Below are 22,353 nucleotides of genomic sequence, written 5' to 3' on the forward strand. Positions count from 1 at the left end.
GCGAAACGTGACGAGGATCGCGCGGCCCGCGGCTCAAGCGATGATGTCGGGAATGATCTTGTCTTCCAGCTTCATCAGCCGGTCCTTCAGCGCCAGCTTCTTCTTTTTCATGCGCTGGATCTGCAGCGGGTCGCAATTGGTGGCGATCATCGCGTTGATCGCCGCGTCAAAATCGGCGTGTTCCTGCTTCAGCCGGGAAAATTCGAGGCGAATATCGGCCTGTTCCTGATCGGACATTCTCTACCGTCTGCACTGCGGCGCCCAAAACTGGGCCTTGTTGGGCGGGGGCGGCACTTTCTGCCACCGGCGCGCAGCCCATATCACATTTCACATTGCCGTGGAATGCTACCACGCAGCATTCGACATCACTGTCGGAAGGTGGCAAAGTGTCATTGTGCCGTCACAGAAGCGACCTGCGGTGGACGCGCCTTGGCGGCTGCAATCGGGGAAACCATGAAAGGGAGAACCAATCATGTCTCTTGCATCCCATCTTGATGAGTTGCAGCGGAAACACGGCGACATCGAACGCGAAATCGATGACGCGATGAACCACCCGTCGGTGGACGACCTCGAAATCGTGAATCTCAAGCGACGCAAGCTGGCACTCAAGGATGCGATTGAGAAACTGAAAGCGCAACCAACCACGCATTGATGCCCGACTGACATAGCCGCCACTATGCGGTCTTGCTTGCCGGCGGCAGCCGCCGCCGGTGTAGTGGGTTTTGATTTTCAGCGCTACGTTATAAGCCGCAGCAGGACTTCCAGTCGGTCCTCTCGATGGACCCTCCTAAACATTTGAGATTGGCCGAAGCCGAGCGACCGGGTCAAAACTCCGGCGCCTGGAAACTGCTTGCGGGTTATTTCGGGGCCAGTGGCGACCTGTCGCCATTGACAAGCCATCTTTGCTCCTCCACCTCATGCCCGGACTTCAGCGCATCGGCCCCGGGGAGTGCTTGTGCGTCCGAGCGGACGCACGGGACTTCAGAGACAAAAGGCTGCCGGCATGACCGGATATTTTTCCTTTCCCTTCCCTCGCCGCACCTCGGTCGGCGTCGATGTCGGCGGCGTGGTCGTCGGCGGCGGCGCTCCGGTTGTCGTGCAGTCGATGACCAACACCGACACCGCCGATATCGACCAGACGGTCGCGCAGGTTGCAGCACTGCACCGCGCCGGTTCCGAGATCGTGCGCATCACCGTCGACCGCGACGAGAGCGCGGCCGCCGTGCCGCGCATTCATGAACGGCTCCAGCGGCTCGGCATCAATGTGCCGCTGGTCGGCGACTTCCACTATATCGGCCACAAGTTGCTCGCCGATCATCCGGCCTGCGCCGAGGCACTGGCCAAATACCGCATCAATCCGGGCAATGTCGGCTTCAAGGACAAGAAGGACCGGCAGTTCACCGATATCGTCGAGATGGCGATCAAGCACGACAAGCCGGTGCGCATCGGCGTCAATTGGGGCTCGCTCGACCAGGAACTCCTGACCCGGCTGATGGATGACAATCAGGACAAGGGTTTTCCGCTGACGGCGCAGGAGGTGACGCGCGAGGCGATCGTGCAGTCGGCGATCCTGTCGGCCGAGATGGCCGAAGAGATCGGCCTGGGCCGCGACAAGATCATCCTGTCCGCCAAGGTCAGCGGCGTGCAGGACCTGATCGCCGTCTATACGGAACTCGCCACCCGCTCCAACCATGCGCTGCATCTGGGCCTCACCGAGGCCGGCATGGGGTCGAAAGGCATCGTCGCCTCGTCGGCGGCGATGGGCATCCTCCTGCAGCAAGGCATTGGCGACACCATCCGCATCTCGCTGACGCCCGAGCCGAATGGCGACCGCACGCGCGAGGTGCAGGTGTCGCAGGAATTACTGCAGACGATGGGCTTCCGGCAGTTCGTGCCGATCGTCGCCGCTTGCCCTGGCTGCGGCCGCACGACATCCACCGTGTTCCAGGAACTCGCCCAGAATATCCAGGCGGATCTGCGCAAGAACATGCCGGTTTGGCGCGAAAAATATCCGGGTGTCGAGAACCTCAAGGTCGCGGTGATGGGCTGCATCGTCAACGGCCCGGGCGAATCCAAGCATGCCGATATCGGCATTTCGCTGCCCGGCACCGGCGAGACGCCGACGGCGCCTGTCTTCGTCGACGGCAAGAAAGCGGCGACGCTTCGCGGGCCAGCGATCGCGGCGGATTTCGAGAAAATGGTCGCCGACTACATCGAGCAACGGTTCGGTCGCAGCGGCAAGGCCGCGGCAGAGTAGGCCAGATGCGGCGTTTCCCCCGGGTGGCGCTGATAGTCCTGTGCAGTGTGGCCTGGTCGACGCTTGCCCAGGCCGATCCGCCGCAATCGGCCAAGCAGCGGTTGATCGACAAGGTCTGCAATTTGATCCAGGCCCATGCCGACCAGAACGGCCTGCCCCGGGATTTCTTCGCCCGGCTGATCTGGAAGGAAAGCCGTTTCGACCCCAACGCCGTCAGCCCCGTCGGCGCCGAGGGCATCGCCCAGTTCATGCCGGGCACCGCCAAGATGCGGGGGCTCGAAAATTCCTTCGACATCAACCAGGCGATCCCGGCATCGGCGAAGTATCTCGCCGAAATGAAGACCAGCTACGGCAATCTTGGCCTGGCGGCCGCCGCCTACAATGCCGGCGAAAGCCGGGTGTCGCGCTGGCTGGGTTCGGGCGGTTTCCTGCCGATGGAGACCGAGAGCTATGTCTTCGACATCATGGGCGAGCCGGTCGACAAGTTCACCGACCCCGCCTATGCCGGACAGGTCGCGCCGCTCGACGCCAAGACGGATTTTGCCGTCGCCTGCCGCAAGCTGCCGGTGATCATGTCCCAGACCGTGGCGATGGCCTCGATCAACGTCAAGCCGTGGGGCGTCCAGGTGGCCGGCAATTTCCGCCGCAGTGCCGCGATCAGCCAGTGGCTGCGGGTGAGGAGCCGGTTTCCGGCCCTGCTTGCCGGCCATGATCCGGTGGTGAGCCGGGTGCGCACGCCGATCGGCCGGCGCGGCATCTACGCGGTCAGGATCGGAATCGACGACCGCGCCGCCGCCAATGTCATTTGCCAGAAACTGCAGAGCGTCGGCGGGGCCTGCGTGGTGGTGCGCAACCGTTAAAGGCTGAAGCCGGCTCGATGCTTGAAAGAGAATCGAACATGAATGCCAGGATCGTCCTGCTCAATGGCGTCGGCAGTGCCGGCAAAAGTTCGATCGCCAGGGCGTTGCAGACAATAACCGCCGAACCGTTCCTGCATGTCCAGATGGACACCTTCATCGAGATGCTGCCCGATGCCTTGCAAGATCATGCCGACGGCCTTTCCTACGAGACCATCCGGCAAGGCGGCCAGCCGTCGGTCGTGATCAGGACCGACCCGACGGGAGCACGTGCCCTGCGCGGCATGCGCCACGCCGTCGCCGCCATGGCCGGGCAAGGCAATAACCTGATCGTCGACGATGTGCTGTGCAACGGTGAAATGCCTGAATATGTCGAACTGCTGTCGGCCTTCGATCTCCATCGGGTTGGCGTCATGGCGCCGCTGGAGGTCCTGGAAGCCCGCGAAGCCCAGAGGGCCGACAGGCGGCCGGGCCTGGCGCGCTGGCAATATGGGCGCGTGCACGCGGGCATAGTCTACGATCTCGAGGTCGACACCAGCCATCTCACCCCGCTGGAATGCGCCCGTCGCATCCAGCAACAATTTCGACTATAGGCGCCGATGGATCGGCCGGGCTTGCCCTGCCTGTGAAACGACAAGGGCAACGGGATGTTCGACACCTATATCATCTGCGGCACGCCGAGAACCGGCAGCACTTTGCTGTGCAAGCTCCTGGCATCCACCGGGACATCAGGCGATCCGCACTCATTCTATCGGCGGCAGGACGTGCCGGAGTGGGCCGAGGAGTGGAGACTGCCCGGCCGCGACACGATGGGCGAGCTTGCATTCGATGTCGCCTATCTCGATGCGGCAATCACCGCCGGCAAGGGCGGCACCGAGATTTTCGGCCTGCGCCTGATGCGCGAAAACCTGGATGAGCTTTCGGCGATCCTCGACCGGATTTTCCCAGGGCTGGCGTCGGACACGGCGCGTTTGACAAAGGCCTTTGGCCGAACTCTCTACATACACCTGTCGCGCGAGAACAAGCTCGCGCAGGCTGTCTCCCTGGTGAAGGCGCAACAGACAGGTCTTTGGCATGTCGCGCCCGATGGAACCGAAATCGAGAGGGTCGGACCGGCGCAAGACCCCCAATATGATTTCGAGCGAATCAAAGGGGAGCTTACCGAACTCGAAGCCTATGACGTGGCCTGGAACGTTTGGTTCACAGCGCAAGGCATAACGCCGCTGCGGGTTGGCTATGAGCGTCTATCCGCCGATCCGGCGGCGGCGTTACTGGGCATATGCGATGCTCTCGGCGTTCAGCCTCCGAATGCCGACGACATCCGGCCGGGCGTCGCAAGGCTCGCCGACGAGACAAGCATCGACTGGATCCGCCGCTATCGTCTTGACGCGGCCCGCCTGGCGCCGTGACCTGGATCAGGCCGTCTTGGCCACCACCGTTTCGCTGAGCCATGTGCCGATCTTGGCGCCGAGGCGATCCGGCGAGACCGGCTTCGGCAGATAGTCGTCCATACCGGCCTCGATGCATTTGTCGCGATCGCCCTTCAGCGCGTGCGCGGTGACGCCGACGATCGGGATGTGGCCGCCCGACGAGGCCTCGATCGCGCGGATGGCGCGGGTTGCCTCGTAGCCGTTCATCTCGGGCATCGAGACGTCCATCAGGATCAGTTTCGGATGCAGCGACCGATACATCTCGACCGCCGTGCGGCCGTTGCCGGCGATGCGGTAGCTGAGGCCAAGCCCGTTGAGGATCTGGCCGAACACCAGTTGGTTCACCTCATTGTCCTCGGCGATGAGGATGTCGATCGGGCCGTTCGGCGCGGTGGCCGATTCCGGCACTGTAATGGCCGGCACGGCAGGGCCACGGATGACCGTGAAGGCAGGCGGAGCCGCCTGCGGCATCGGCTGGACCGGCTCGCGAACGAAATGCGCCTTGCCGGTCTGTGAGCGAGCCTTCTGGATAACCGAGATGACCGTGCCGAGCAGGATCGCAGAGCGTGCCGGCTTGGTCAGATGCGCTGATATGCCGAAGTCGATGATCATCTTGCCGAAATCGACCTGATCGACGGAGGTCAGGATAACGATCGGGATGGCGGACAGCCGGCTGTCGGCGGCGATGGCGCGGGCGACATCGCCGCCGTTCATGCCGGGCATCTGGTAGTCGAGGATGATGCAGTCGACGCTGGCGCCCAACTGGCAGGCGCGATCGAGGAAGGCGAGCCCCACGGCGCCGCTTTCGGCTGCCGCGCAGTCGAAGCTCCAGCTTCTGAGCTGCTCGAGCAGGATCTCGCGGTTGACGGGATTGTCGTCGATGACCAGCACGCGCGCGCCGGTGACGTCGACCGGCACGACCGCGTCGCGCGCCTCGGCATGATGCACGGGCAGCGGCACCGCGAACCAGAAGACGGAACCGCGCCCGATCTCGCTCTCGACGCCGATCTTGCCGGCCATCAGGTCGACGAGGCGCGCGGCGATGGCAAGCCCCAGGCCGGTGCCTTCGTGGCGGCGGGTCGAGGACCCGTCAACCTGCGCGAATTTCTCGAACACGTTCTGCAGTTTCTCGGCCGGGATGCCGATGCCGGTATCCTCGACGCGCAGCTTGAGCTGGACGACATCGTTGACCGTTTCGCCGCCGACATCGATCAGCACATGGCCCTTCTCCGTGAATTTCACCGCATTGCCGACCAGATTGGTGACAATCTGCCGGAACCGCCCGGCGTCGCCGACGACATGGGCCGGCAGGCGCGGATCGACGCGCACGATCAGTTCGAGGTTCTTTTCGGCGACACGGGCCGAAACCAGCGTCGCCACATCCTCGACCGCTTCGGAGAGACGGAACGGGGCAGGGTCCAGGGTGAGCTGTCCGGCATTGATCTTGGAGAAATCGAGGATGTCGTTGATGATGGTGAGCAGCGCATTGCCCGATTTGACGATGACGTCGGTGAAGGTCTTCTGGCGCGCGGTCAATTCGGTCTTGGCAAGCAACTCGGCCATGCCGAGCACGCCGTTCATCGGCGTGCGGATCTCGTGGCTCATATTGGCCAGGAATTCGGACTTGGCACGGTCGGCGGCCTCGGCCTTGAACAGGGATTCGGCCGATTGGGCAAAGGCGCGGCGGATCGCCTGCTCCATCGGCCGGAAGATCCAGAAGGCGACGATGGCCAGGACGCCGAACAGCAGGCCGCTCGCCCACAGCAGGAGCCGGTCGCTGGAAGCGTCGGCCAGATGGCGCTCGTCATCCATCGCGGTGCGGACACGTACCAGCATCGGCTGCACAAACAGGTCGTTCTGGTTGCGGATTTCCCGGTAGCTCCATTCATCGGCTTTTTGCGCCACCGACATCAGGTTGAGGTTGCGCACCATGTCGCGCGGCGACCAGAACAGATCCCCGTTGACGGAAGAGGCTTCGAGTTCGTTGATGGTCTTGGCCGACAGGCGCGGACGTATGGCGGCGAGCTGGGCGGTCAGTGTGTCGATCTCGCGGGTCAGGCGTTCGGAATGATCACGCGCAGAAGCGGTCAGCGCATCGCGCGTTTCGTTGCGCCAGGCGGACCCGGTCGTCTCGGCGAAGCTGGTCGCGTTGCGCAGGTCGCGGGTGAAGACGACGAGGTTGCTGCTCAGCGCATCGATGTCATGGCGGAAGGAATTGACACGGTCGAGCGCAATCATGATGGCCATGGAAGCCAGCGCGAAAATCAGCAGTCCTGAAAGGTAGCGGATCCGGACAAACCGGATGAAGGAAGAATATTCCGGCATGCGCAACCCCAACACATACGCATTATTTTAACGACCGGGATTACGCTTCATTTACATTAAGATTTCGTTCGCGCGGCCGGCGCCGTTGCTCCTGCATGAGGCATCGTGACGGATCAGATCGATGCGGTGATGCCGCCGTCGACATAAAGGATATGACCGTTGACAAAGGACGAGGCATCGGAGGCCAGGAACACGCAGGCCCCGACCAGTTCCTCGACCTTGCCCCAGCGGCCGGCCGGGGTGCGCTTTTCAAGCCAGGCGCTGAAGGCCGGATCGGCGACAAGGGCCTCATTGAGCGGCGTGTCGAAATAGCCGGGAGCGATGGCGTTGCATTGCAGGCCGTGTTTGGCCCAGTCGGTCGCCATGCCCTTGGTCAGGTTGCCGACCGCGCCTTTCGTCGCCGTGTAGGGCGCGATGCCAGGGCGGGCGAGGGCTGTCTGCACGCTGGCGATGTTGATGATCTTGCCGCGGCCTCGCCTGATCATGTGGCGTGCGACCGCCTGACCGACATGGAAGACGCTGGCGACGTTGGTCTGCAGCATGCGCTCGAACGCATCGGCGGGGAAATCTTCAAGCGGCGTGCGGAACTGCATCCCGGCATTGTTGACCAATATGTCGATCGGCCCGCCGGACAGTTCGAAATTGTCAATCGCCGCGCGGACCGCGTCATGATCGGTCGCGTCGAAGGCGAGCGTTTCCGCCGCAGCGATCTGCGCCGCCGCCGCGCCGAGTTTCGCGGCGTCACGGCCGTTGAGGATCACGCTTGCTCCGGCTTGCGCCAGGCCCTTGGCCAGAGCGAACCCGATGCCTTGCGACGAGCCGGTTACGAGCGCCCGGCGCCCGCTGAGATCGAACAGATTGGACGACATCGAAGCTGATCTCCCATTTGCCTCTCGCCACGCACCGCCGATATCGGGCCTGCCGTCAGCTGTTGCGCGTCGCGACGAAGGTCGCGGCTTCCTTCAGCAGCGCCGCCTTGTCGCCATAGGGGTCGAGCAGCGCGTGCGCCTGGCCAACAAGACCATGCAACTGACTGCGCGCCCAGTTCACACCATGCAGCGCCACGAGGGTTGCCTTGCCGGCGGCGGCGTCCTTGCCGGTCGCCTTGCCCATCTGGCTGGCGTCGGCCGTCAAATCGAGCAGGTCGTCGGCAAGCTGGAAGGCGAGGCCGATCGCCGAGCCGAATTCGGCGAGCCGTTCGCGATCCTCCGCCGGCGCGCCGGCGATGATGGCACCCGCCTCGCAGGCGAAGCGGATCAGCGCGCCGGTCTTCATCGCCTGCAGCCGGATGATGCCGGCCTCGTCGGGCGCTGCCTGTTCGGCCTCGAGGTCGAGTTTCTGGCCGCCGACCATGCCGCCGGCACCGGCGGCGCGGGCAAGCGCCAGCACCAGGGCGGCCCGCCGCTCGGCCGGCAACAGGGTCGCCTCGCCAGCGATGATGTCGAAGGCCAGCGTCAGCAAGGCGTCGCCGGCCAGGATGGCTGTCGCCTCGTCGAAGGCCTTGTGCACGGTCGGCTGGCCGCGGCGCAGATCATCGTCGTCCATCGCCGGCAGGTCGTCATGGATCAGCGAATAGCAGTGCACGCATTCGAGCGCCGCCGCGACGCGCAGCGCCGCTTCGCCATCGGCCGAAAACAGGGCGGCACTTTCCATGACCAGGAACGGCCGCAGGCGCTTGCCGCCGTTCAGCACGCCATGGCGCATCGCGGCCATCAGACGATCGGGCCGCGCGATCTCGCCCGAAAGCGGGCGATCGTCGAGCAGCCGCCGCAGCAGCACCTCAATGGCGGCTGCCCGCCGGATAAGCGCCATTTCGAACGCCATTTCGTCGTCATTCGTCATGGCCGGGAGCGGTAGCCGACACTCAGACGTTGCGCAAGAAGGCAAGCGCCATTATGCCGGAGCGGTATGAGCCCGTTTGGAAACTCTCCTCCTGCGGTCATTTGATGGCGTTTTCCGCGCTTCCTGTGCTTGCGTACCCGAATGTACGCTCCGCTCCGGTTCTCGAAAACACCGTCATGTGATGCACAGGAGCGAGTTTCAAAACGATCTCTCTGGCACGGGTTGGGCGGCTTGGCGGAACCGATCGTCGATCATGAAACCGAAAAGCTGGACATGGCGACGAGATCGCGCGGCGTGAACCGCCGCAGTCTCAGGCGCTGGGTCCGGCGCGGCCTCATCGCGGCCGCAGTGCTAGCGCTGATCCCGATAGTGCTGACCTTTCTCTACCTGCCGTCCTTCGTGCATCCGGTGTCGACGCTGATGCTGAAGGATCTGACGACCTTCTCCGGCTATGACCGGCGTTGGGTCTCGATCGACGATGTCGCGCCGGTGCTGGCCCATTCCGTCATCATGTCGGAGGACGGCCAGTTCTGCTTCCACCGCGGCGTCGATCTGGGCGAACTCAGAGGGGTCGTCGACGATGCGCTGGCCGGCGAGGCGACGCGCGGCGCCTCGACCATCACCATGCAGACAGTGAAGAACCTGTTCCTGTGGTCGAGGCCGCTGGGTTCGGTGCGCAAGGTCGTCGAACTGCCGCTGGCCGTCTATTTCGACGCGGTGATGTCGAAACGGCGGATCATGGAGATCTACCTCAACATCGCCGAATGGGGTCCCGGCATCTATGGCATCGAGGCGGCGGCGCAGCACCATTTCGGCATCCCGGCAAAACAGCTGTCCAGACGGCAGGCAGCGCTTCTGGCCGTCACGCTGCCCAATCCGATCGCCCGCAATCCGGCAAAACCCGGGCCGGGCCTGAGAAGACTCGCCAATCTGATCGAGCGGCGTGCCGGCCGTTCGGGCGCCTATGTCGGCTGTCTGGAATAGCCAGCTCAAAAAAATTCACTGTAGTGCTGGCCAAAACAGTGTCAGGCGTGTATAGGCACCCGACTTTCTCAGATTTAGGCCCCGACATGGCCCTTTCACGAGGGCGGGCGGGGCTTTTGACCATGTAGTGGAGCATATCCATGGCCGTTCCGAAACGCAAAACCTCTCCGTCCAAGCGCGGCATGCGCCGCTCGGCCGACGCCCTCAAGGCCCCGACCTATGTCGAGGACAAGAATTCCGGCGAGATGCGCCGCCCGCACCATATCGACCTGAAGACCGGCATGTATCGCGGTCGCCAAGTGCTGACCCCCAAGGAAAGCTGAGACCAGCTTTTTTGAAGGTTTGAGTTACAAAGGACCGGCCTCTGGCCGGTCTTTTTGCGTTTGGCGGAACTTAACAAGCAGAGCCGACGCCCGGGCCATCGTCCCCACTCCAGGATACCGACAAGGCCTTGAGGCTGCCTCCAAGGGGGCTGTGCCCAAGCGCGTCGGATACCCGCGCGCCGCGCGATCCTCCCCGGCTGATGCCCATCGACGCTAATTCCCTCAAAGCCAAGCCCAGCTTCCAGCATCTCATCCGACCATCGAGGGGCCTTCTCTCGGTGTTTTTCGGCGCAGGCGGGATTGTCATTGGCGTTTTCTTATGTAATTTTCAAAATTATAGTCGGAAATCGACATCAATGGGGAATTGCATGTGGGATTTCGTCAGCACGAGTGATCTCGACGACACCGAACAGGCGGTGCTTTCCCAACTCAAGGTCGACGGGCGGATGTCGAGCGTCGATATCGCCAAGCGCATCGGCGTCACCGAAGCGACGGTGCGGCGGAAAATGGCGCGCGTGCTCGAGGATCCGGATATCTGCATCCAGGCGGTCGTGCGCCCCTTGCGCAGCGATGTCGGCATCGCCGCCATTGTCGGGTTCGATGTCGATCGCGAGCACATCATCAGCGTCGCCCGGAAACTGTCGGAATATTCGTTCGTAGACAGCGTCTACGCCATGACCGGGCCGTTCGACATCATCATCCAACTCACTTTGCCATCAACGACCAGCCTGCATGACTTCCTGGTCAGCGAACTGGCGAACGTTCCCGGGATCAAGGATTCAGAGAGCTACATGATCGGCCGTGTGTTCAAGCACTCGGGCCGGGCCTACCAGCGCAGCAAAACCGAAGAAAAAAGAGGGTAACAATGGGTGAGTTCCTTTCCGCATCGCGCCGCCGCGTCCTGTCCCTGCTTGCCGCCGCGCCGCTCTTCCTGTCCTTCGCATCCGCCGCTCATGCCGACGGGCTTGTCGACCAGATCAAGCAGCGCGGCACCATCGTGGTCGGTACCGAGGCGGCCTTCGAGCCGTTCGAGTTCGTCCGCGACGGCCAGATCGTCGGCTACAACAAGGACATTCTCGACTATGTCGTGAGCCAGCTCGGCGTGAAGCTCGACCAGCTCAACCTGCCGTTCCAGGGGCTGCTGCCGGGCCTGCTGGCGAAGAAGTTCGACCTGATGGCGACCTCGACCGGCATCAATGCCGAGCGGGCGGCGAAATATGCCTACACGAGGCCGACGGGCTCGTTCGAGAACGTCATCGTGGTGCGCGCCGATGAGGAGCGCATCAAGAAGCCGGAAGACATCAGCGGCATGGTGGTGGCAACGCAGCTTGCCTCGTCCGTGCAGCCGATCATCGAAGCCTATGACAAGGAACTCAAGGACAAGGGCGGCAAGGGTGTCGGCGAACTGAAGCTGTTCACCTCCTTCCCCGAGACCCATGTCGCTCTCGCCTCCGGCCAGGTTGATGCCATTGTCATTGCCTCGCCTTCGGCGGCGGTGCTGATGAAGAACGTCCCCGATACCTACAAGGTCGTCGGCTCGATCGGCGAATTCTCCTACCTGTCCTGGGTCGTGCGGCCGGAGGACAAGGACCTGCGCGAATTCATCAACACCAAGATCGGCGAGCTGAAGGAAAGCGGCAAGCTGAAGGAGCTGCAGCTGAAATGGTTCGGCTTCGAGATGAAGACGCCAGACCAGGGCTATCTGCCGCCCGGCGCGCTCTGAATCGCTTCCCCTGAATTTGTCTGGCGTGGCGCAGACGATGCGCTGCCGCGGCTATCGCCCGCGCGACGCCGGATGGTGCTTCTCCGTTCGAGCTGAAAAATGTTCCATTTTTCAAAAACGCTGATCTTCCTGCCGCAATTCCTGACCGGTGCCGGCATCACGCTCGGCGTCTCGGCGCTGGGGTTCCTGGCCGGTACGCTGATCGGCTTCGGCCTGCTGGCCTGCGGCCGGTCGCGCTGGCGCCTGGTTCGCTGGATCGGCGCGCTCTACACCAGCTTCATTCGCGGCACGCCGCTGATCGTGCAGATATTCGTCGTCTACTACGTGCTGCCGGGGCTGGTCGGCATCGATCTGCCGCCGCTCCTGGCGGGCGTGCTGGCGCTCAGCTTCAACAGCGCGGCCTTCGTCGCCGAGATCCTGCGCGCCGGGCTGACGCGCATTCCCTCCGGCCAGTATGAAGCGGCCAAGGCGCTCGGCCTGAAACCCGTGGTGACCTGGTTCAAGATCATCATGCCGCAGCTGTTCAGGGCCATCATCCCGCCGATGGTCAACGAGTTCACCATGCTGGTGAAGGCCTCGTCCATCCTGTCGGTGATCGCCGTGGTCGAGCTGACCCGCACCACGCAGAACATCATGAACGTCACCTACCGGCCGGTCGAGGCGTTCTGCATCGCGGCGGTGCTGTATTTCATCGTGCTGTTTTCCTGCAGCCTTTTGACCCGGCATCTGGAGCGCAAGGCGGAAGGCGCGCGCGCATGACGTTCGATTTCGCCGTCATCGCGGACAACTGGCAGATCCTGGCCAAGGGCTTTGGCAATACGGTGCTGATGTGCGCCGTGTCGCTGCCATTCGGCTTCGCGCTCGGCATCTTGCTGGCGCTGGTGAGGCTGAGGGGCGGAGGGCTGCCGGCGGCAATCGTGTCGGCCTATGTCGAGATCTTCCGCAACATTCCGTTCCTGATCCAGATTTTCCTTTTGTTCTACGCCTTGCCGATGTTCGGCGTCCGGCTCTCGCCGGTGGTGGTTTCGATCGGTGCTCTGTCGGCCTATGCCAGCGCTTATTCCGCCGAGATCATCAGGGGCGCGATCCAGTCCATCTCATTTGGCCAGGTCGAGGCCGGCTATGCGCTTGGCCTGCGCTACCTCACCATCTTCCGCAAGATCCTGGTGCCGCAGGTGCTCGGCTACATCCTGCCGGCGGCCACCAACCTCACCATCACACTGATCAAGGAATCGGCGATCCTGTCGGCGATCACCGTGCCAGAACTCACCTACATGGCCCAGAACATCATCGGCCGTACCTTCTCGCCGGTGGAAATCTTCACCGCCATCGCATTGCTGTATTGGGGGCTGACCGCCCTTGTCGCGGCAATCTCGCGCAGCCTGGAGCACAGGCTGCAGCCCCATCTCGCAGCCCGCCGTGGCGCCTGATCCAAAAAGCCTTCAACACAGAGGAGACCCCATGTCCAAACTCACCACCGCGCCGCGCGATGTCTTCCAGACATTCCTGAACTTCCCGCTGGTCGAGGATCTCGACACGCTCAAGGCCGATGTCGCCATCATAGGCATGCCCTATGGCGATCCCTACACGATCGACGAGCTGATCAACGACCAGACTAACGCGCCGACGGCGGTACGGCGCGCCTCGCAGCGCATCAGCCAGGCGCTCGACCGCTATGATTTCGACATTGGCGGGCCGGTCTTCGCCGGCCAGGACATCAAGGTGGTCGATGTCGGTGACGTGCCGGGCAATGCCGCCGATCATGTCGGGCACTACGGCAGGGCCGAGGCGGCGATCCGCAAGGTCCTCGCCGCCGGCGCACTGCCGATCACCATCGGCGGCGACCACGGCATTCCGATCCCGATCTTCCGGGCGCTCGACGGCGAAGGCCCGATCACGCTGGTGCAGCTCGATGCCCATCTCGACTGGCGCGACAATGTCAACGGCGTCAAGGAAGGTTATTCCAGCACCATCCGGCGGGCCTCGGAGATGGCGCATATCAAGGATATCTTCCAGGTCGGCATTCGCGGCCAGGGCAGCGCGCGCACCGAGGAGGTGGAGGCGGCCCGCGCCTACGGCGCCAACATCATCACCACCGACGAATGGCAGGATATCGGCACCGCCGCGCTGCTCAAGCGCATTCCGGACGGCGGCCGCTACTACCTTACCATCGACGCCGACGGACTTGACCCTGCGGTCATGCCGGCGGTGGAGGGCCCGCAACCGGGCGGTATCAGCTACCGCCAGACGATCGAACTGATCAAGGGGCTGGTCGGCAAGGGCCGTCTCGTCGGCATGGATATCGTCGAGATCGCGCCGGCGCGCGATGTCAACGAGATCACCTCGATGACGGCCGGCCATATCATCCTCAACGTCATCGGCGCCGCCGTGCGTGCCGGCTACTTCAAGCGCTGAGCCTTTTATCTCGTTTGCTCCATGTCAGCCGGGCAACCGGCTGACATGCTTGTTTCATCCGGTCTTCGACCGTGTTTGCGGCTGCGCACGAAAAATCTTGACGGCGTGCCTGCGGCGCATTCTACAGAAGGTGCCCCTTTGGAGACGCCAGATGTTCGGTGCCGTCCCGCTTTTGATCGTGCCTTTCATTCTCTATAATCTCGGCCTGCTGGGTATATTCGGCGGCGGCGACGATCCATGGGCGAGCGAGATCTTCTCGTTCCGCATGATGTCGGGTGGGGTATTCTCGATGACGCTTGGCGACCTGATGGTGCTACTCGGGCTGATCTTCCTGTTCCTCGAAATGGTGAAGGCGGCGCGCACGACCGGCGCTTCGATCATGGACCACCTTCTGTCGACGCTGGTCTTCGTCGCCTTCCTGGTCGAGTTCCTGCTGGTCAAGGGCGCGGCGCATTCCATCTTCTTCACGCTGATGATCATCGCGCTGTTCGATGTGCTTGCCGGGTTCGCGGTGTCGATACGGTCGGCGAGCCGGGACATCAACCTGAACTAGGTCTCAGCGTGGAAGTTTGACGGGCGCTTGTACCGACAGTTGGCGGAAACGTCCGCCGCGTCCCCGGCGCTCAGCCTGGGTCGGCGGTAAAGCCGGCCGCCTCGATGCCGGCTATGGCCGCGGCCTCGTCATTGTCCGAGGTATCGCCGGAAATGCCGACGGCGCCGATGATGGTGCCGGCCTTGTCGCGGATCAGCACGCCGCCGACCACAGCAAGTACGCGTCCGCCCGACACATCGGAAATGCCGGCGACCAGATGGGGGCGCTCCTTGGCGAAGGCCTCGACCTTACGTGAGCCCATGCCGATGGCCAGTGCGCCATAAGCCTTGCCCGCCGACATTTGCGGGCGCAGGAACGAGGCGCCGTCCTGACGCTGGAAGGCGACCAGATGGCCGCCGGCGTCAAGCACCGAGACACCCAGCGGCTTGAGCTTGAGATCGGCACCCTTGGCGAAGGCGGCATCGATGATTTGACGGGCTTTTTCGAGCGGCAGTGCGGTCATGGCAATCTCCTGTTTGAAAAGGACAATGATCGGGGGCCGGCCGCACGAAGCAATCCCGGTTTCGGTTGAAATTGCTTCTTGCGAAGCGATGGAATGAAAGCCGGGGCTGTCTGGATGGTGTAGCTGATGTATCCGAGCAGCGTCGGTTCGCCGGAGAGCGGCGCGCTATTTCTTCTTGGCGCGCGCAGGCTTCTTGGCTGGCACTGCCGGCGCGTTGGCGAGGTCTTCGGCTTCCTTGGCGAGCCGCAGCGCCCGCAGCTTGTCGGTCTTGGCCTTGCGGGCATCACTCTCCGCGGCGTATTCCGCCATCGCTTTCTGGCGGACGGTGGCCGCTTCTTCCTGCTTCTTGAAGCGCAAATCGGCGCGCGCGCGGGCGGCATCCCGAGAGTTCTCAACCAAGACCTTATCCAATCCCGTGAATTGTGGTTTCCGCTTCTTCTAGCAGAGCCGGCCTCTTAGCGGGGAAAATAGTTGGTCACGCGGCCGGGCTGGCGCCGAGAGCCTTGCCGGCGACCACGGCTTCATAGGCGGCCTGCAGGGTCGCGCGGACAGAAGGGCCAGACGCTTTGTCGAGCGGCGTGCCGAGATGCTCATGGCGCAACTCGTCCATGAATTTCTCCCACAATGGCGGTCCGCCCTTTTCCAGGAGCTCGGCGCGGATCGAGAGTTCCTCGCTGGTCGGCAGCCAGACCCGCCCCCAGGCGCCAAGATGGGCGAGGATCGGCACCAGCGTGATGGCCATCTCGGTCAGGCTGTAGATCGCCTTCTGCTTGTGCGAGGGGTCGTCGGCCTTGGTCAGCATGCCAAGCTCCATCAACCGCTTCAACCGGTCGGCGAGGATATTTGAGGCAATGCCTTCCATCGATCCGTTGAGCAGCTCGCGAAAATGACGCCTGCCGCCGAAAATCATGTCACGCAGGATGATCAGGCTCCAGCGGTCGCCGAACACTTCCAGCGACAGGTTGATCGGGCAGCCGGACCGGCGATCGAGGCTCATTCGATTCTCTCCATAAAACCAGTTGCATTATCGTATCAGTTTTATTATGGTGCAACTGATTGTAAAGTGCAATCAGTTTGGAGGCATACAATGACGACGATCGACCGTCCCGTGATCCAGTCCGAAACCTTCGGCGCCCCCAAAAATCCTCCGCTGCTGCTGATCATGGGCGCGATGGCTTCGATGCTGTGGTGGCCGGCGGCATTCTGCCGGGAGTTGGCGGATGCCGGGCTGTACGTGATCCGCTACGACAATCGCGATACCGGGCGCTCGACCAAATATCCGCCTGGCGAGCCGCCCTACACATTCGATGACATGGCGGACGATGCGATTGGCGTGCTCGACAGTCATGACATCGGCAAGGCCCATGTCGCCGGTATGTCGATGGGCGGCATGATCGGGCAAATGGTAGCGCTCAGGCACTCCTCCCGTGTTGCATCGCTGACCGTGATCAGCAGCTCGCCGATGGGGATGGACACCTCGCATCTGCCAAGGATGAGCGACGCCTATATCGAGCATTCGGCCGAGGGCGCCGACGTCGACTGGACGGACCGCCGCCAGGTGATCGACTTCATGGTCAGGGATACCAAGGCGATCGCCAGCATCGCCCATCCATTCGACGAGCTCGGGATGAGAGCCTTCATCGAACAGGATTACGATCGATCCGGCGGGTTCCTGAGCGCGACCAATCATTTCTCGCTCAAGGGCGGCGCCGAGTGGAAGGGCCGCCTGCACGAGATGCAAGCTCCGCTGCTGGTCATCCATGGCACGGCCGATCCCGTTTTTCCGGTCGAGCATGGCGAGGCGCTGGCCGAGGCAGTCGCCGGCGCGAAATTCCTTCGTGTCGACGGCGGCGGCCATGAACTGCATCCTCAGGACTGGCCCGCGATATCGGCCGCCATAGTCATGCACATCAGGTCCAACCAGGGGACCTGATGTGCCGGGCTTGACGGGCAAGGCCTGACACAATAGTGAAGTAAATACTTCAGTGTTGGCTTGGCCGGGCATCCGGCTCCTACCCATCGGCGAACCAGAAACAGGCGAGCAAAGAATGTCCCTGATGTTGCATTTCCATCCCCTGGCCTCCTTCTGCTGGAAGCCGCTGATCGCGCTTTACGAGAACGGCACCGCCTTCAACCCGGTCATCGTCGATCTCGGCGACGAGCGATCGCGCGCGGCCTTCCTCAAGATATCGCCGACCGGCAAGATGCCGGCGCTGCGCGACGATACGCGCGACCGCACGCTGCTGGAATCGACCATCGTCGTCGAATATCTGGCCGCGCATTATCCGGGGCCGGTCGAACTCGTTCCCGCCGACGTCGATCTGGCGCTGGCCGTCCGCCAGTCCGACCGCTTCTATGATTTCTATGTGCAGGAGCCGATGCAGAAGATCGTCGGCGACCGGTTGCGTCCGCAGGACAGGACCGATCCGTTCGGTGTCGAGCAGGCGCGCGGCCAGCTGCGTACCTCCTATGCCATCATCGAACAGGAGATGCAGTCGCACAGCTGGGCGGTGGGTAATGCCTTCAGCCTGGCCGATTGCGCGGCATCTCCAGCACTCTTCTATGCCAACAAGGTCGAGCCGTTCGGCGACAGATATCCGGCCGTGAAGCGCTATCACGACCGGCTGCTGCAGCGCCCTGCCTTCGCCAGGGTGATCGAGGAGGCGCAGCCCTACTTCAAGTTCTTCCCTTACAACAACGGCTAACCGGGATGCTGCACGATTCCGCCCAGCTCGACCTGATGTTCCAGGCGCTTGCCGATCCGGCGCGACGGCAGATGGTCGACCGGCTGTCGCGGGGCCCCGCCTCTGTCAGCCAACTGGCCGAGCCGCTGGCGATGTCGCTGTCGGCCGTGGTCCAGCATCTCAACGTGCTGGAGGCGAGCGGCCTGGTGCGCTCGGAAAAACTGGGACGGGTGCGCACCTGCCAGATCGAGCCGAAGGCGTTGAGAGCGGCCGAGCATTGGATCAACGAGCGGCGAAACGCCTGGGAACGCCGGCTGGACCGGCTCGGCGATTTTCTCGCCGAGACCAGTGACAAAACATGAAGGAGGCTTCAATGACCCAACGATCCGTCGTCCATTCCACCTTTGTCGTCGAGCGCTTCTATCCGGCGGCACCTGCGAGAGTCTTCTTCGCGCTCAGCAATCCTGATGCCAAGCGGCGATGGTTCGTCGATCCCCACGACCCGATGCCCAGCCGACACGAAATGGACTTCCGCGTCGGCGGCAAGGAGACCAATGCCGGCTGTCCGAGCGATGGGCAGATGCATTTCTTCAACGCGGTCTATCAGGACATCGTGCCGGACAGCCGCATCGTCTACAGCTATGAGCTGCTGTTCGGCGAAACCCGCGTCTCGGTGTCACTGGCGACAATCGAGCTCATGGCGGAAAGCGGTGGCACGCGGCTTGTGATGACGGAGCAGGGGGCCTTCCTCGACGGCCACGACACGCCGGCCACGCGTGAGCACGGAACGGGCGAACTGCTCGACGCGCTTGGCGCCTTCCTGCATGTACAGACCTGATCATCGGGGCGCTGTCGAAGGTTGAGGGCGCTGGATCAGGCCTCCCAGAATTGATCAAGCCAGATGTTGAGCTTCAGGAAGCCGGCGTTGCTTATCGTGTAGACACGCCGCGTGCCTTCGGCCTTGGCTTTGACCAGCCCGGCGTCGAGCAACACTTTCAGATGCTGTGAAACGGCTGGGCGCGACACTGGCAGCCCGGCCGCCAATTCGTTGACGGTCTTCGGACCGCGTCGAAGTTCTTCCAGAAGATGGCGCCGATTGGGGTCGGCGATCGCCATGAAGGCGTCGGAAAACATCATGCCTTATTTGTGAGGCAAAGTTTTTCAAATCTCAACTGTCTGTTTCTTCTTTTCTTCTTGGATCAAGCCGCAATGCTTCCGGCGTCAGCGAGCGGTCGGCCGGTTGCGTCTTGAAGGCGTCGCGATCTCCGATCGGCACCGGAGCGCGGCGGCTGATGCGCAGCAGCGTGTAGCCGGCCAGCGACAGATGCGCGAAGGCGGTCGCCAGGAACAGGCCTTCCGGGCGCATCCAGCCCATCAGCGCCGCCGCCAGCAAAGGGCCGATCATGGTGCCAAAGCCGTAAAGCAGCAGCAGGCCGCCCGATACCTTGACGAAATCCTCGGCACGGGCGTGGTCGTTGGCATGCGCCACGGCGATCGAATAGAGCGTGTAGGCGAAAGCGCCGTAGGCAGCGGTGAAGACGATGACGAAGATGCCGGAGCGCGGTTCGAACAGGAAGATCATGAGGGCGAACAGGGCCGCGCCGAAAGCCGCACCGGCCAGTACGAAACGCCGGTCGGTCTTGTCGGACAGACGCCCCGCCGGCAGTTGCATGGCGGCGCCGGCGACGACCACAAGGCTCATCATCAGGGCGATCTCGGCGGTGGAAATACCAATGCGGGCGCCGTAGACCGCACCAAGCGTTCCCCAGGCGCCGTTGGCGATGCCGATCAGCAGGCAGGCGATCGCCGACACCGGCGAGTTGGCGTAGAGCCCCTTGACGTCGAGTTTGACGTCCTGCAGCGGTTTGGGGTGCGAGGCCGTCGAAACCGCGGTCGGGATCAGCGACAGGCAGAACAGGATGCCGGTGATCATGAACAGCGACGCCGACTTCACATCGCCGCCGGCGACGATCATCTGGCCTCCCATGATCGAGGCATAGGTGACCATCATATAGAGGCCGAAGACGGTGCCGCGGTTCTCGTTCGTGGCTTTCTCGTTCAGCCAGCTTTCGATGACCATGAAGGCGCCGGCCATGGTGAAGCCGGTGAAGGCGCGCAGCAGGATCCAGACATATTCGTCGATGACCAGGCCGGTGAGCAGCGCCACGATGGCACCGGACGCGGCAAAGGCGCCGAAAGCGCGCACATGCCCGGCGCGGCGGACGATGCGCGGTGCAAAAAAGCAGCCGGTGACGAAGCCACCGGCCCAGGCCGTGCCCATCAGGCCAAGCGAGGCTGTCGAAAACCCTTCCACCTGGCCGCGCAAGGGCAACAGCAGCCCATGCAGGCCCGATGCAGCCAGCAGGAAGGCAGTGCCGCGAAGCAGGGAGAGGATCGGCCTGTAGGATGCGAGCATTTTTTGATCCGGCTGGACTCTGGGAGGGACGCAAGGTCTGAAGACAGTCGCATTCGGGCTTTTCGGCGGCGGGCCGTTGCGCCCATCGCCTATCCGCGGCGGAACAGCGCCTCGGCGGCCGATTTGGTGTTGTCCTTGGCCTTGAGTTCGGCCTCCAGCCGGGCGATTTCGTCTCGCAGGATGCCGATGCGCTCCGACAATTCGCCAACGGAGAGCAGCGACAGGTCCTGCCCGATCTCGTGCGGACGCGCCTTCTTCTTGGGTTCGTCGTCGAAGATCGCCATGGTTGCTCCTCCTCCGCCATACCAGATTGGCCATTTGCCTGATTTGGCAATGAGCATACATAGGGCAAGGGTGTCGATGCAAACAGCCGGTAAGAACGCGGCGAGGAAAGACGGGAAAGTTCATGGCGAGCGGACAGAAAATTCCGGCAAGGATGACAGCGATCGCGATCTCGGAGCCGGGCGGCCCACGGGTGCTGAAACCGGAAACCCGCGACGTGCCCCAGCCAGGTCCCGGCGAGATCCTGATCAAGGTGCATGCCGCCGGCGTCAACCGGCCCGACGTGCAGCAGCGCAAGGGGGCCTATCCGCCACCGCCCGGCGCATCGGACCTGCCGGGCCTCGAGGTCTCGGGCGAAGTGGCCGCGCTTGGCGACGAGGTGTCGCGCTGGCGCATCGGCGAACGGGTCTGCGCGCTCACCCCCGGCGGCGGTTATGCCGAATATGTCAAGGTTCACACCGGCAGCGTGTTGCCGCTGCCCGCGGGCTTCACCCATACGGAAGCGGCGGCGGTGCCGGAAAACTATTTCACGGTCTGGCACAATGTCTTCGAACGCGGCGGCCTGAAGAAAGGCGAGACGCTGCTTGTGCATGGCGGCTCGTCCGGCATCGGCACGACCGCGATCCAGCTTGCCTCTGCTTTCGGCGCCCATGTCATCACCACCGCCGGATCCAAGGAGAAATGTGATGCCTGCCTGAAGCTCGGCGCCGACCGGGCGATCAACTATCGCGAGGAGGACTTCGTCAAGGCGGTGAAGGAGGCGACGGACGGCAAGGGCGCCAATGTCATCCTCGACATGGTCGGCGGCGACTATGTCCAGCGCAACTACGAGGCCGCCGCCGTCGAGGGCCGCATCGTCCAGATCGCGGTGCAGGCGGGCGCCGTGGCCAGTGCCGACTTTTCCAAGATCATGGTCAAGCGGCTGACCCATACGGGTTCGACGCTGCGGCCGCGCACCGTCGAGTTCAAGGCGGCGATCGCGGCGGCGCTGGAGGCGCAGGTCTGGCCGCTGCTCGGCACGCGCAAGGTCGCTCCGGTCATGGACATGATCTACCCGCTCACGGATGCCTGGCGCGCGCATGAGCGGATGGAGGAGGGCGAACATATCGGCAAGATCGTGCTCGACGTCGGCTAGGACGTGCCGATATCCAGGTGAGGCCGGCCTGACCGGGAATCCCGACACGTCCGGAGACAGCTCCTCCCTGCCTACAAGATGAACAGAAGCTTAATGGTGCAATGCAGCATTTGCATCATTGCTATGCAAAATCGGCCGTTCAAGTCCTCATCGATGATCACTATCTGTGCAGCATCGAAACGAACACCCCATCAGGAGGACCATCATGAACCCGATCCGCGCTTTCCGTAACTGGCGCATGTACAACGAGACCGTGCGCGAACTGAACCGTCTCAACGCGCGTCAGCTCAGCGATCTCGGCATCAACCGTGCCGACATCGAACGGATCGCCCGCCAGGCGATCTGATCTCAAGCACCCGGCCGCAAGGCCGTGCACTTGCCGAGAAGCAGAGCCGTCGCAGACGCTTCCCGTCTCCGGTTCCGAACCCGCTGGACCCAGTCCAGCGGGTTTTGTCTTTTGGGGATCCGGGTGATTGGCTTGCCGGTTCCAAAAGAGGGCGCGTCGCGTTGCAAGCGGCAGGAGGCAGTTCAATGGTGCTGCTCAAGCCCACCGCTCTTCGGCATCTTGCTTATTGACCATGGTTGCCGCCGTGGCATGCTTGACCACGGGGGAAGATCGGTCGGC

The 22,353-nt window shown here is 63.1% G+C and carries 28 protein-coding genes and 1 pseudogene; 19 read left to right on the forward strand and 10 right to left on the reverse strand.

Annotated elements, in window-relative coordinates:
* Positions 1–33: 33 nt before the first annotated feature.
* Positions 34–237, reverse strand: coding sequence for a YdcH family protein (locus AC07SZ_RS18945; protein ID WP_010911954.1), 204 nt, complete (start codon positions 235–237; stop codon positions 34–36).
* 235 nt (positions 238–472) lie between these two features.
* Between AC07SZ_RS18945 and AC07SZ_RS18950 the strand changes: the two genes are divergently transcribed.
* The 5 genes from AC07SZ_RS18950 to AC07SZ_RS18970 all read left to right on the forward strand — a co-directional run bounded on the left by AC07SZ_RS18950 (position 473) and on the right by AC07SZ_RS18970 (position 4,523).
* Positions 473–652, forward strand: a complete 180-nt coding sequence (locus AC07SZ_RS18950) for a YdcH family protein (protein WP_010911953.1) — start codon at positions 473–475, stop codon at positions 650–652.
* 351 nt (positions 653–1,003) lie between these two features.
* On the forward strand, positions 1,004–2,257 hold the full coding sequence (gene ispG / locus AC07SZ_RS18955; RefSeq protein ID WP_494915402.1) for a flavodoxin-dependent (E)-4-hydroxy-3-methylbut-2-enyl-diphosphate synthase: 1,254 nt from the start codon (positions 1,004–1,006) through the stop codon (positions 2,255–2,257).
* Between the two features lie 5 nt (positions 2,258–2,262).
* Positions 2,263–3,117, forward strand: a complete 855-nt coding sequence (locus AC07SZ_RS18960) for a lytic transglycosylase domain-containing protein (protein ID WP_056575621.1) — start codon at positions 2,263–2,265, stop codon at positions 3,115–3,117.
* Positions 3,118–3,155: 38 nt separating this feature from the next.
* Entirely contained in the window at positions 3,156–3,707 is a 552-nt protein-coding gene (locus AC07SZ_RS18965) for a chloramphenicol phosphotransferase CPT family protein (RefSeq protein WP_494915403.1), read from the forward strand.
* Positions 3,708–3,761: 54 nt separating this feature from the next.
* Entirely contained in the window at positions 3,762–4,523 is a 762-nt protein-coding gene (locus tag AC07SZ_RS18970; RefSeq protein ID WP_494915404.1) for a Stf0 family sulfotransferase, read from the forward strand.
* A 6-nt stretch (positions 4,524–4,529) separates the two neighbouring features.
* Here AC07SZ_RS18970 and AC07SZ_RS18975 read toward each other — a convergent pair whose 3' ends face one another.
* The 3 genes from AC07SZ_RS18975 to AC07SZ_RS18985 form a co-directional block, all read right to left on the reverse strand.
* A complete protein-coding gene (locus tag AC07SZ_RS18975) occupies positions 4,530–6,869 on the reverse strand; it encodes a response regulator (RefSeq protein WP_494915405.1) in 2,340 nt (779 codons plus the stop codon).
* A gap of 113 nt (positions 6,870–6,982) precedes the next feature.
* Positions 6,983–7,738 carry an SDR family oxidoreductase gene (locus AC07SZ_RS18980; protein ID WP_494915406.1) on the reverse strand — a complete coding sequence of 252 codons (756 nt, stop codon included), beginning with the start codon at positions 7,736–7,738 and terminating at the stop codon, positions 6,983–6,985.
* Positions 7,739–7,793: 55 nt separating this feature from the next.
* Complete coding sequence (locus tag AC07SZ_RS18985; protein ID WP_056575636.1) at positions 7,794–8,711, reverse strand: polyprenyl synthetase family protein; 918 nt, start codon at positions 8,709–8,711, stop codon at positions 7,794–7,796.
* A 222-nt stretch (positions 8,712–8,933) separates the two neighbouring features.
* Here AC07SZ_RS18985 and AC07SZ_RS18990 point away from each other — a divergent pair, with 222 nt between their 5' ends.
* From AC07SZ_RS18990 to AC07SZ_RS19025, 8 genes are all read left to right on the forward strand, one after another.
* On the forward strand, positions 8,934–9,695 hold the full coding sequence (locus tag AC07SZ_RS18990) for a biosynthetic peptidoglycan transglycosylase (protein WP_056575639.1): 762 nt from the start codon (positions 8,934–8,936) through the stop codon (positions 9,693–9,695).
* 140 nt (positions 9,696–9,835) lie between these two features.
* Complete coding sequence (rpmF, locus tag AC07SZ_RS18995; protein WP_008834724.1) at positions 9,836–10,018, forward strand: 50S ribosomal protein L32; 183 nt, start codon at positions 9,836–9,838, stop codon at positions 10,016–10,018.
* Between the two features lie 128 nt (positions 10,019–10,146).
* Positions 10,147–10,881 (forward strand): Lrp/AsnC family transcriptional regulator, encoded by a 735-nt coding sequence (locus AC07SZ_RS19000; RefSeq protein ID WP_494915407.1) that lies wholly within the window; start codon positions 10,147–10,149, stop codon positions 10,879–10,881.
* A gap of 2 nt (positions 10,882–10,883) precedes the next feature.
* Positions 10,884–11,741 (forward strand): transporter substrate-binding domain-containing protein, encoded by an 858-nt coding sequence (locus AC07SZ_RS19005; protein WP_494915408.1) that lies wholly within the window; start codon positions 10,884–10,886, stop codon positions 11,739–11,741.
* Positions 11,742–11,840: 99 nt separating this feature from the next.
* The gene (locus AC07SZ_RS19010; protein WP_494915409.1) at positions 11,841–12,500 is read left to right on the forward strand and encodes an amino acid ABC transporter permease; all 660 of its coding nucleotides are present in this window, start codon (positions 11,841–11,843) and stop codon (positions 12,498–12,500) included.
* Positions 12,497–13,171, forward strand: a complete 675-nt coding sequence (locus tag AC07SZ_RS19015; protein ID WP_056575651.1) for an amino acid ABC transporter permease — start codon at positions 12,497–12,499, stop codon at positions 13,169–13,171. Before AC07SZ_RS19010 ends, AC07SZ_RS19015 begins: the two co-directional genes overlap by 4 nt.
* A gap of 31 nt (positions 13,172–13,202) precedes the next feature.
* A complete protein-coding gene (locus tag AC07SZ_RS19020; protein WP_494915410.1) occupies positions 13,203–14,156 on the forward strand; it encodes an agmatinase in 954 nt (317 codons plus the stop codon).
* 151 nt (positions 14,157–14,307) lie between these two features.
* The gene (locus AC07SZ_RS19025; RefSeq protein WP_056575660.1) at positions 14,308–14,709 is read left to right on the forward strand and encodes a hypothetical protein; all 402 of its coding nucleotides are present in this window, start codon (positions 14,308–14,310) and stop codon (positions 14,707–14,709) included.
* Between the two features lie 70 nt (positions 14,710–14,779).
* On the opposite strand, the gene AC07SZ_RS19030 is transcribed toward AC07SZ_RS19025, so the two are convergent.
* The 3 genes from AC07SZ_RS19030 to AC07SZ_RS19040 all read right to left on the reverse strand — a co-directional run bounded on the left by AC07SZ_RS19030 (position 14,780) and on the right by AC07SZ_RS19040 (position 16,208).
* Complete coding sequence (locus tag AC07SZ_RS19030; protein WP_056575662.1) at positions 14,780–15,211, reverse strand: GlcG/HbpS family heme-binding protein; 432 nt, start codon at positions 15,209–15,211, stop codon at positions 14,780–14,782.
* Positions 15,212–15,376: 165 nt separating this feature from the next.
* Positions 15,377–15,610 carry a hypothetical protein gene (locus AC07SZ_RS19035; protein WP_056576497.1) on the reverse strand — a complete coding sequence of 78 codons (234 nt, stop codon included), beginning with the start codon at positions 15,608–15,610 and terminating at the stop codon, positions 15,377–15,379.
* Between the two features lie 76 nt (positions 15,611–15,686).
* Positions 15,687–16,208 (reverse strand): winged helix-turn-helix transcriptional regulator, encoded by a 522-nt coding sequence (locus AC07SZ_RS19040; RefSeq protein WP_056575665.1) that lies wholly within the window; start codon positions 16,206–16,208, stop codon positions 15,687–15,689.
* 90 nt (positions 16,209–16,298) lie between these two features.
* Here AC07SZ_RS19040 and AC07SZ_RS19045 point away from each other — a divergent pair, with 90 nt between their 5' ends.
* From AC07SZ_RS19045 to AC07SZ_RS19060, 4 genes are all read left to right on the forward strand, one after another.
* A complete protein-coding gene (locus AC07SZ_RS19045) occupies positions 16,299–17,144 on the forward strand; it encodes an alpha/beta fold hydrolase (RefSeq protein ID WP_494915412.1) in 846 nt (281 codons plus the stop codon).
* A gap of 115 nt (positions 17,145–17,259) precedes the next feature.
* A complete protein-coding gene (locus AC07SZ_RS19050; protein WP_056575670.1) occupies positions 17,260–17,916 on the forward strand; it encodes a glutathione S-transferase family protein in 657 nt (218 codons plus the stop codon).
* Positions 17,917–17,921: 5 nt separating this feature from the next.
* On the forward strand, positions 17,922–18,257 hold the full coding sequence (locus AC07SZ_RS19055) for an ArsR/SmtB family transcription factor (protein ID WP_056575673.1): 336 nt from the start codon (positions 17,922–17,924) through the stop codon (positions 18,255–18,257).
* 11 nt (positions 18,258–18,268) lie between these two features.
* Complete coding sequence (locus AC07SZ_RS19060; RefSeq protein WP_494915414.1) at positions 18,269–18,733, forward strand: SRPBCC family protein; 465 nt, start codon at positions 18,269–18,271, stop codon at positions 18,731–18,733.
* A gap of 35 nt (positions 18,734–18,768) precedes the next feature.
* Here the strand turns inward: AC07SZ_RS19060 and AC07SZ_RS19065 are convergent, their stop codons facing one another.
* The 3 genes and pseudogenes from AC07SZ_RS19065 to AC07SZ_RS19075 all read right to left on the reverse strand — a co-directional run bounded on the left by AC07SZ_RS19065 (position 18,769) and on the right by AC07SZ_RS19075 (position 20,595).
* Positions 18,769–19,032: an ArsR/SmtB family transcription factor gene (locus AC07SZ_RS19065; protein WP_494915415.1), complete on the reverse strand. Its 264-nt coding sequence runs from the start codon at positions 19,030–19,032 to the stop codon at positions 18,769–18,771.
* A 31-nt stretch (positions 19,033–19,063) separates the two neighbouring features.
* Positions 19,064–20,335: pseudogene (locus AC07SZ_RS19070) on the reverse strand (MFS transporter); the annotation flags it as partial.
* 65 nt (positions 20,336–20,400) lie between these two features.
* On the reverse strand, positions 20,401–20,595 hold the full coding sequence (locus tag AC07SZ_RS19075; RefSeq protein WP_027047479.1) for a DUF1192 domain-containing protein: 195 nt from the start codon (positions 20,593–20,595) through the stop codon (positions 20,401–20,403).
* A gap of 122 nt (positions 20,596–20,717) precedes the next feature.
* On the opposite strand from AC07SZ_RS19075, the gene AC07SZ_RS19080 reads away from it, so the two are divergent.
* Complete coding sequence (locus AC07SZ_RS19080) at positions 20,718–21,728, forward strand: NAD(P)H-quinone oxidoreductase (protein ID WP_494915416.1); 1,011 nt, start codon at positions 20,718–20,720, stop codon at positions 21,726–21,728.
* A 205-nt stretch (positions 21,729–21,933) separates the two neighbouring features.
* Positions 21,934–22,074, forward strand: coding sequence for a DUF1127 domain-containing protein (locus AC07SZ_RS19085; RefSeq protein WP_064987068.1), 141 nt, complete (start codon positions 21,934–21,936; stop codon positions 22,072–22,074).
* Positions 22,075–22,353: the final 279 nt, after the last annotated feature.

Source organism: Mesorhizobium sp. GW821-FHT07A06, from assembly GCF_059419085.1.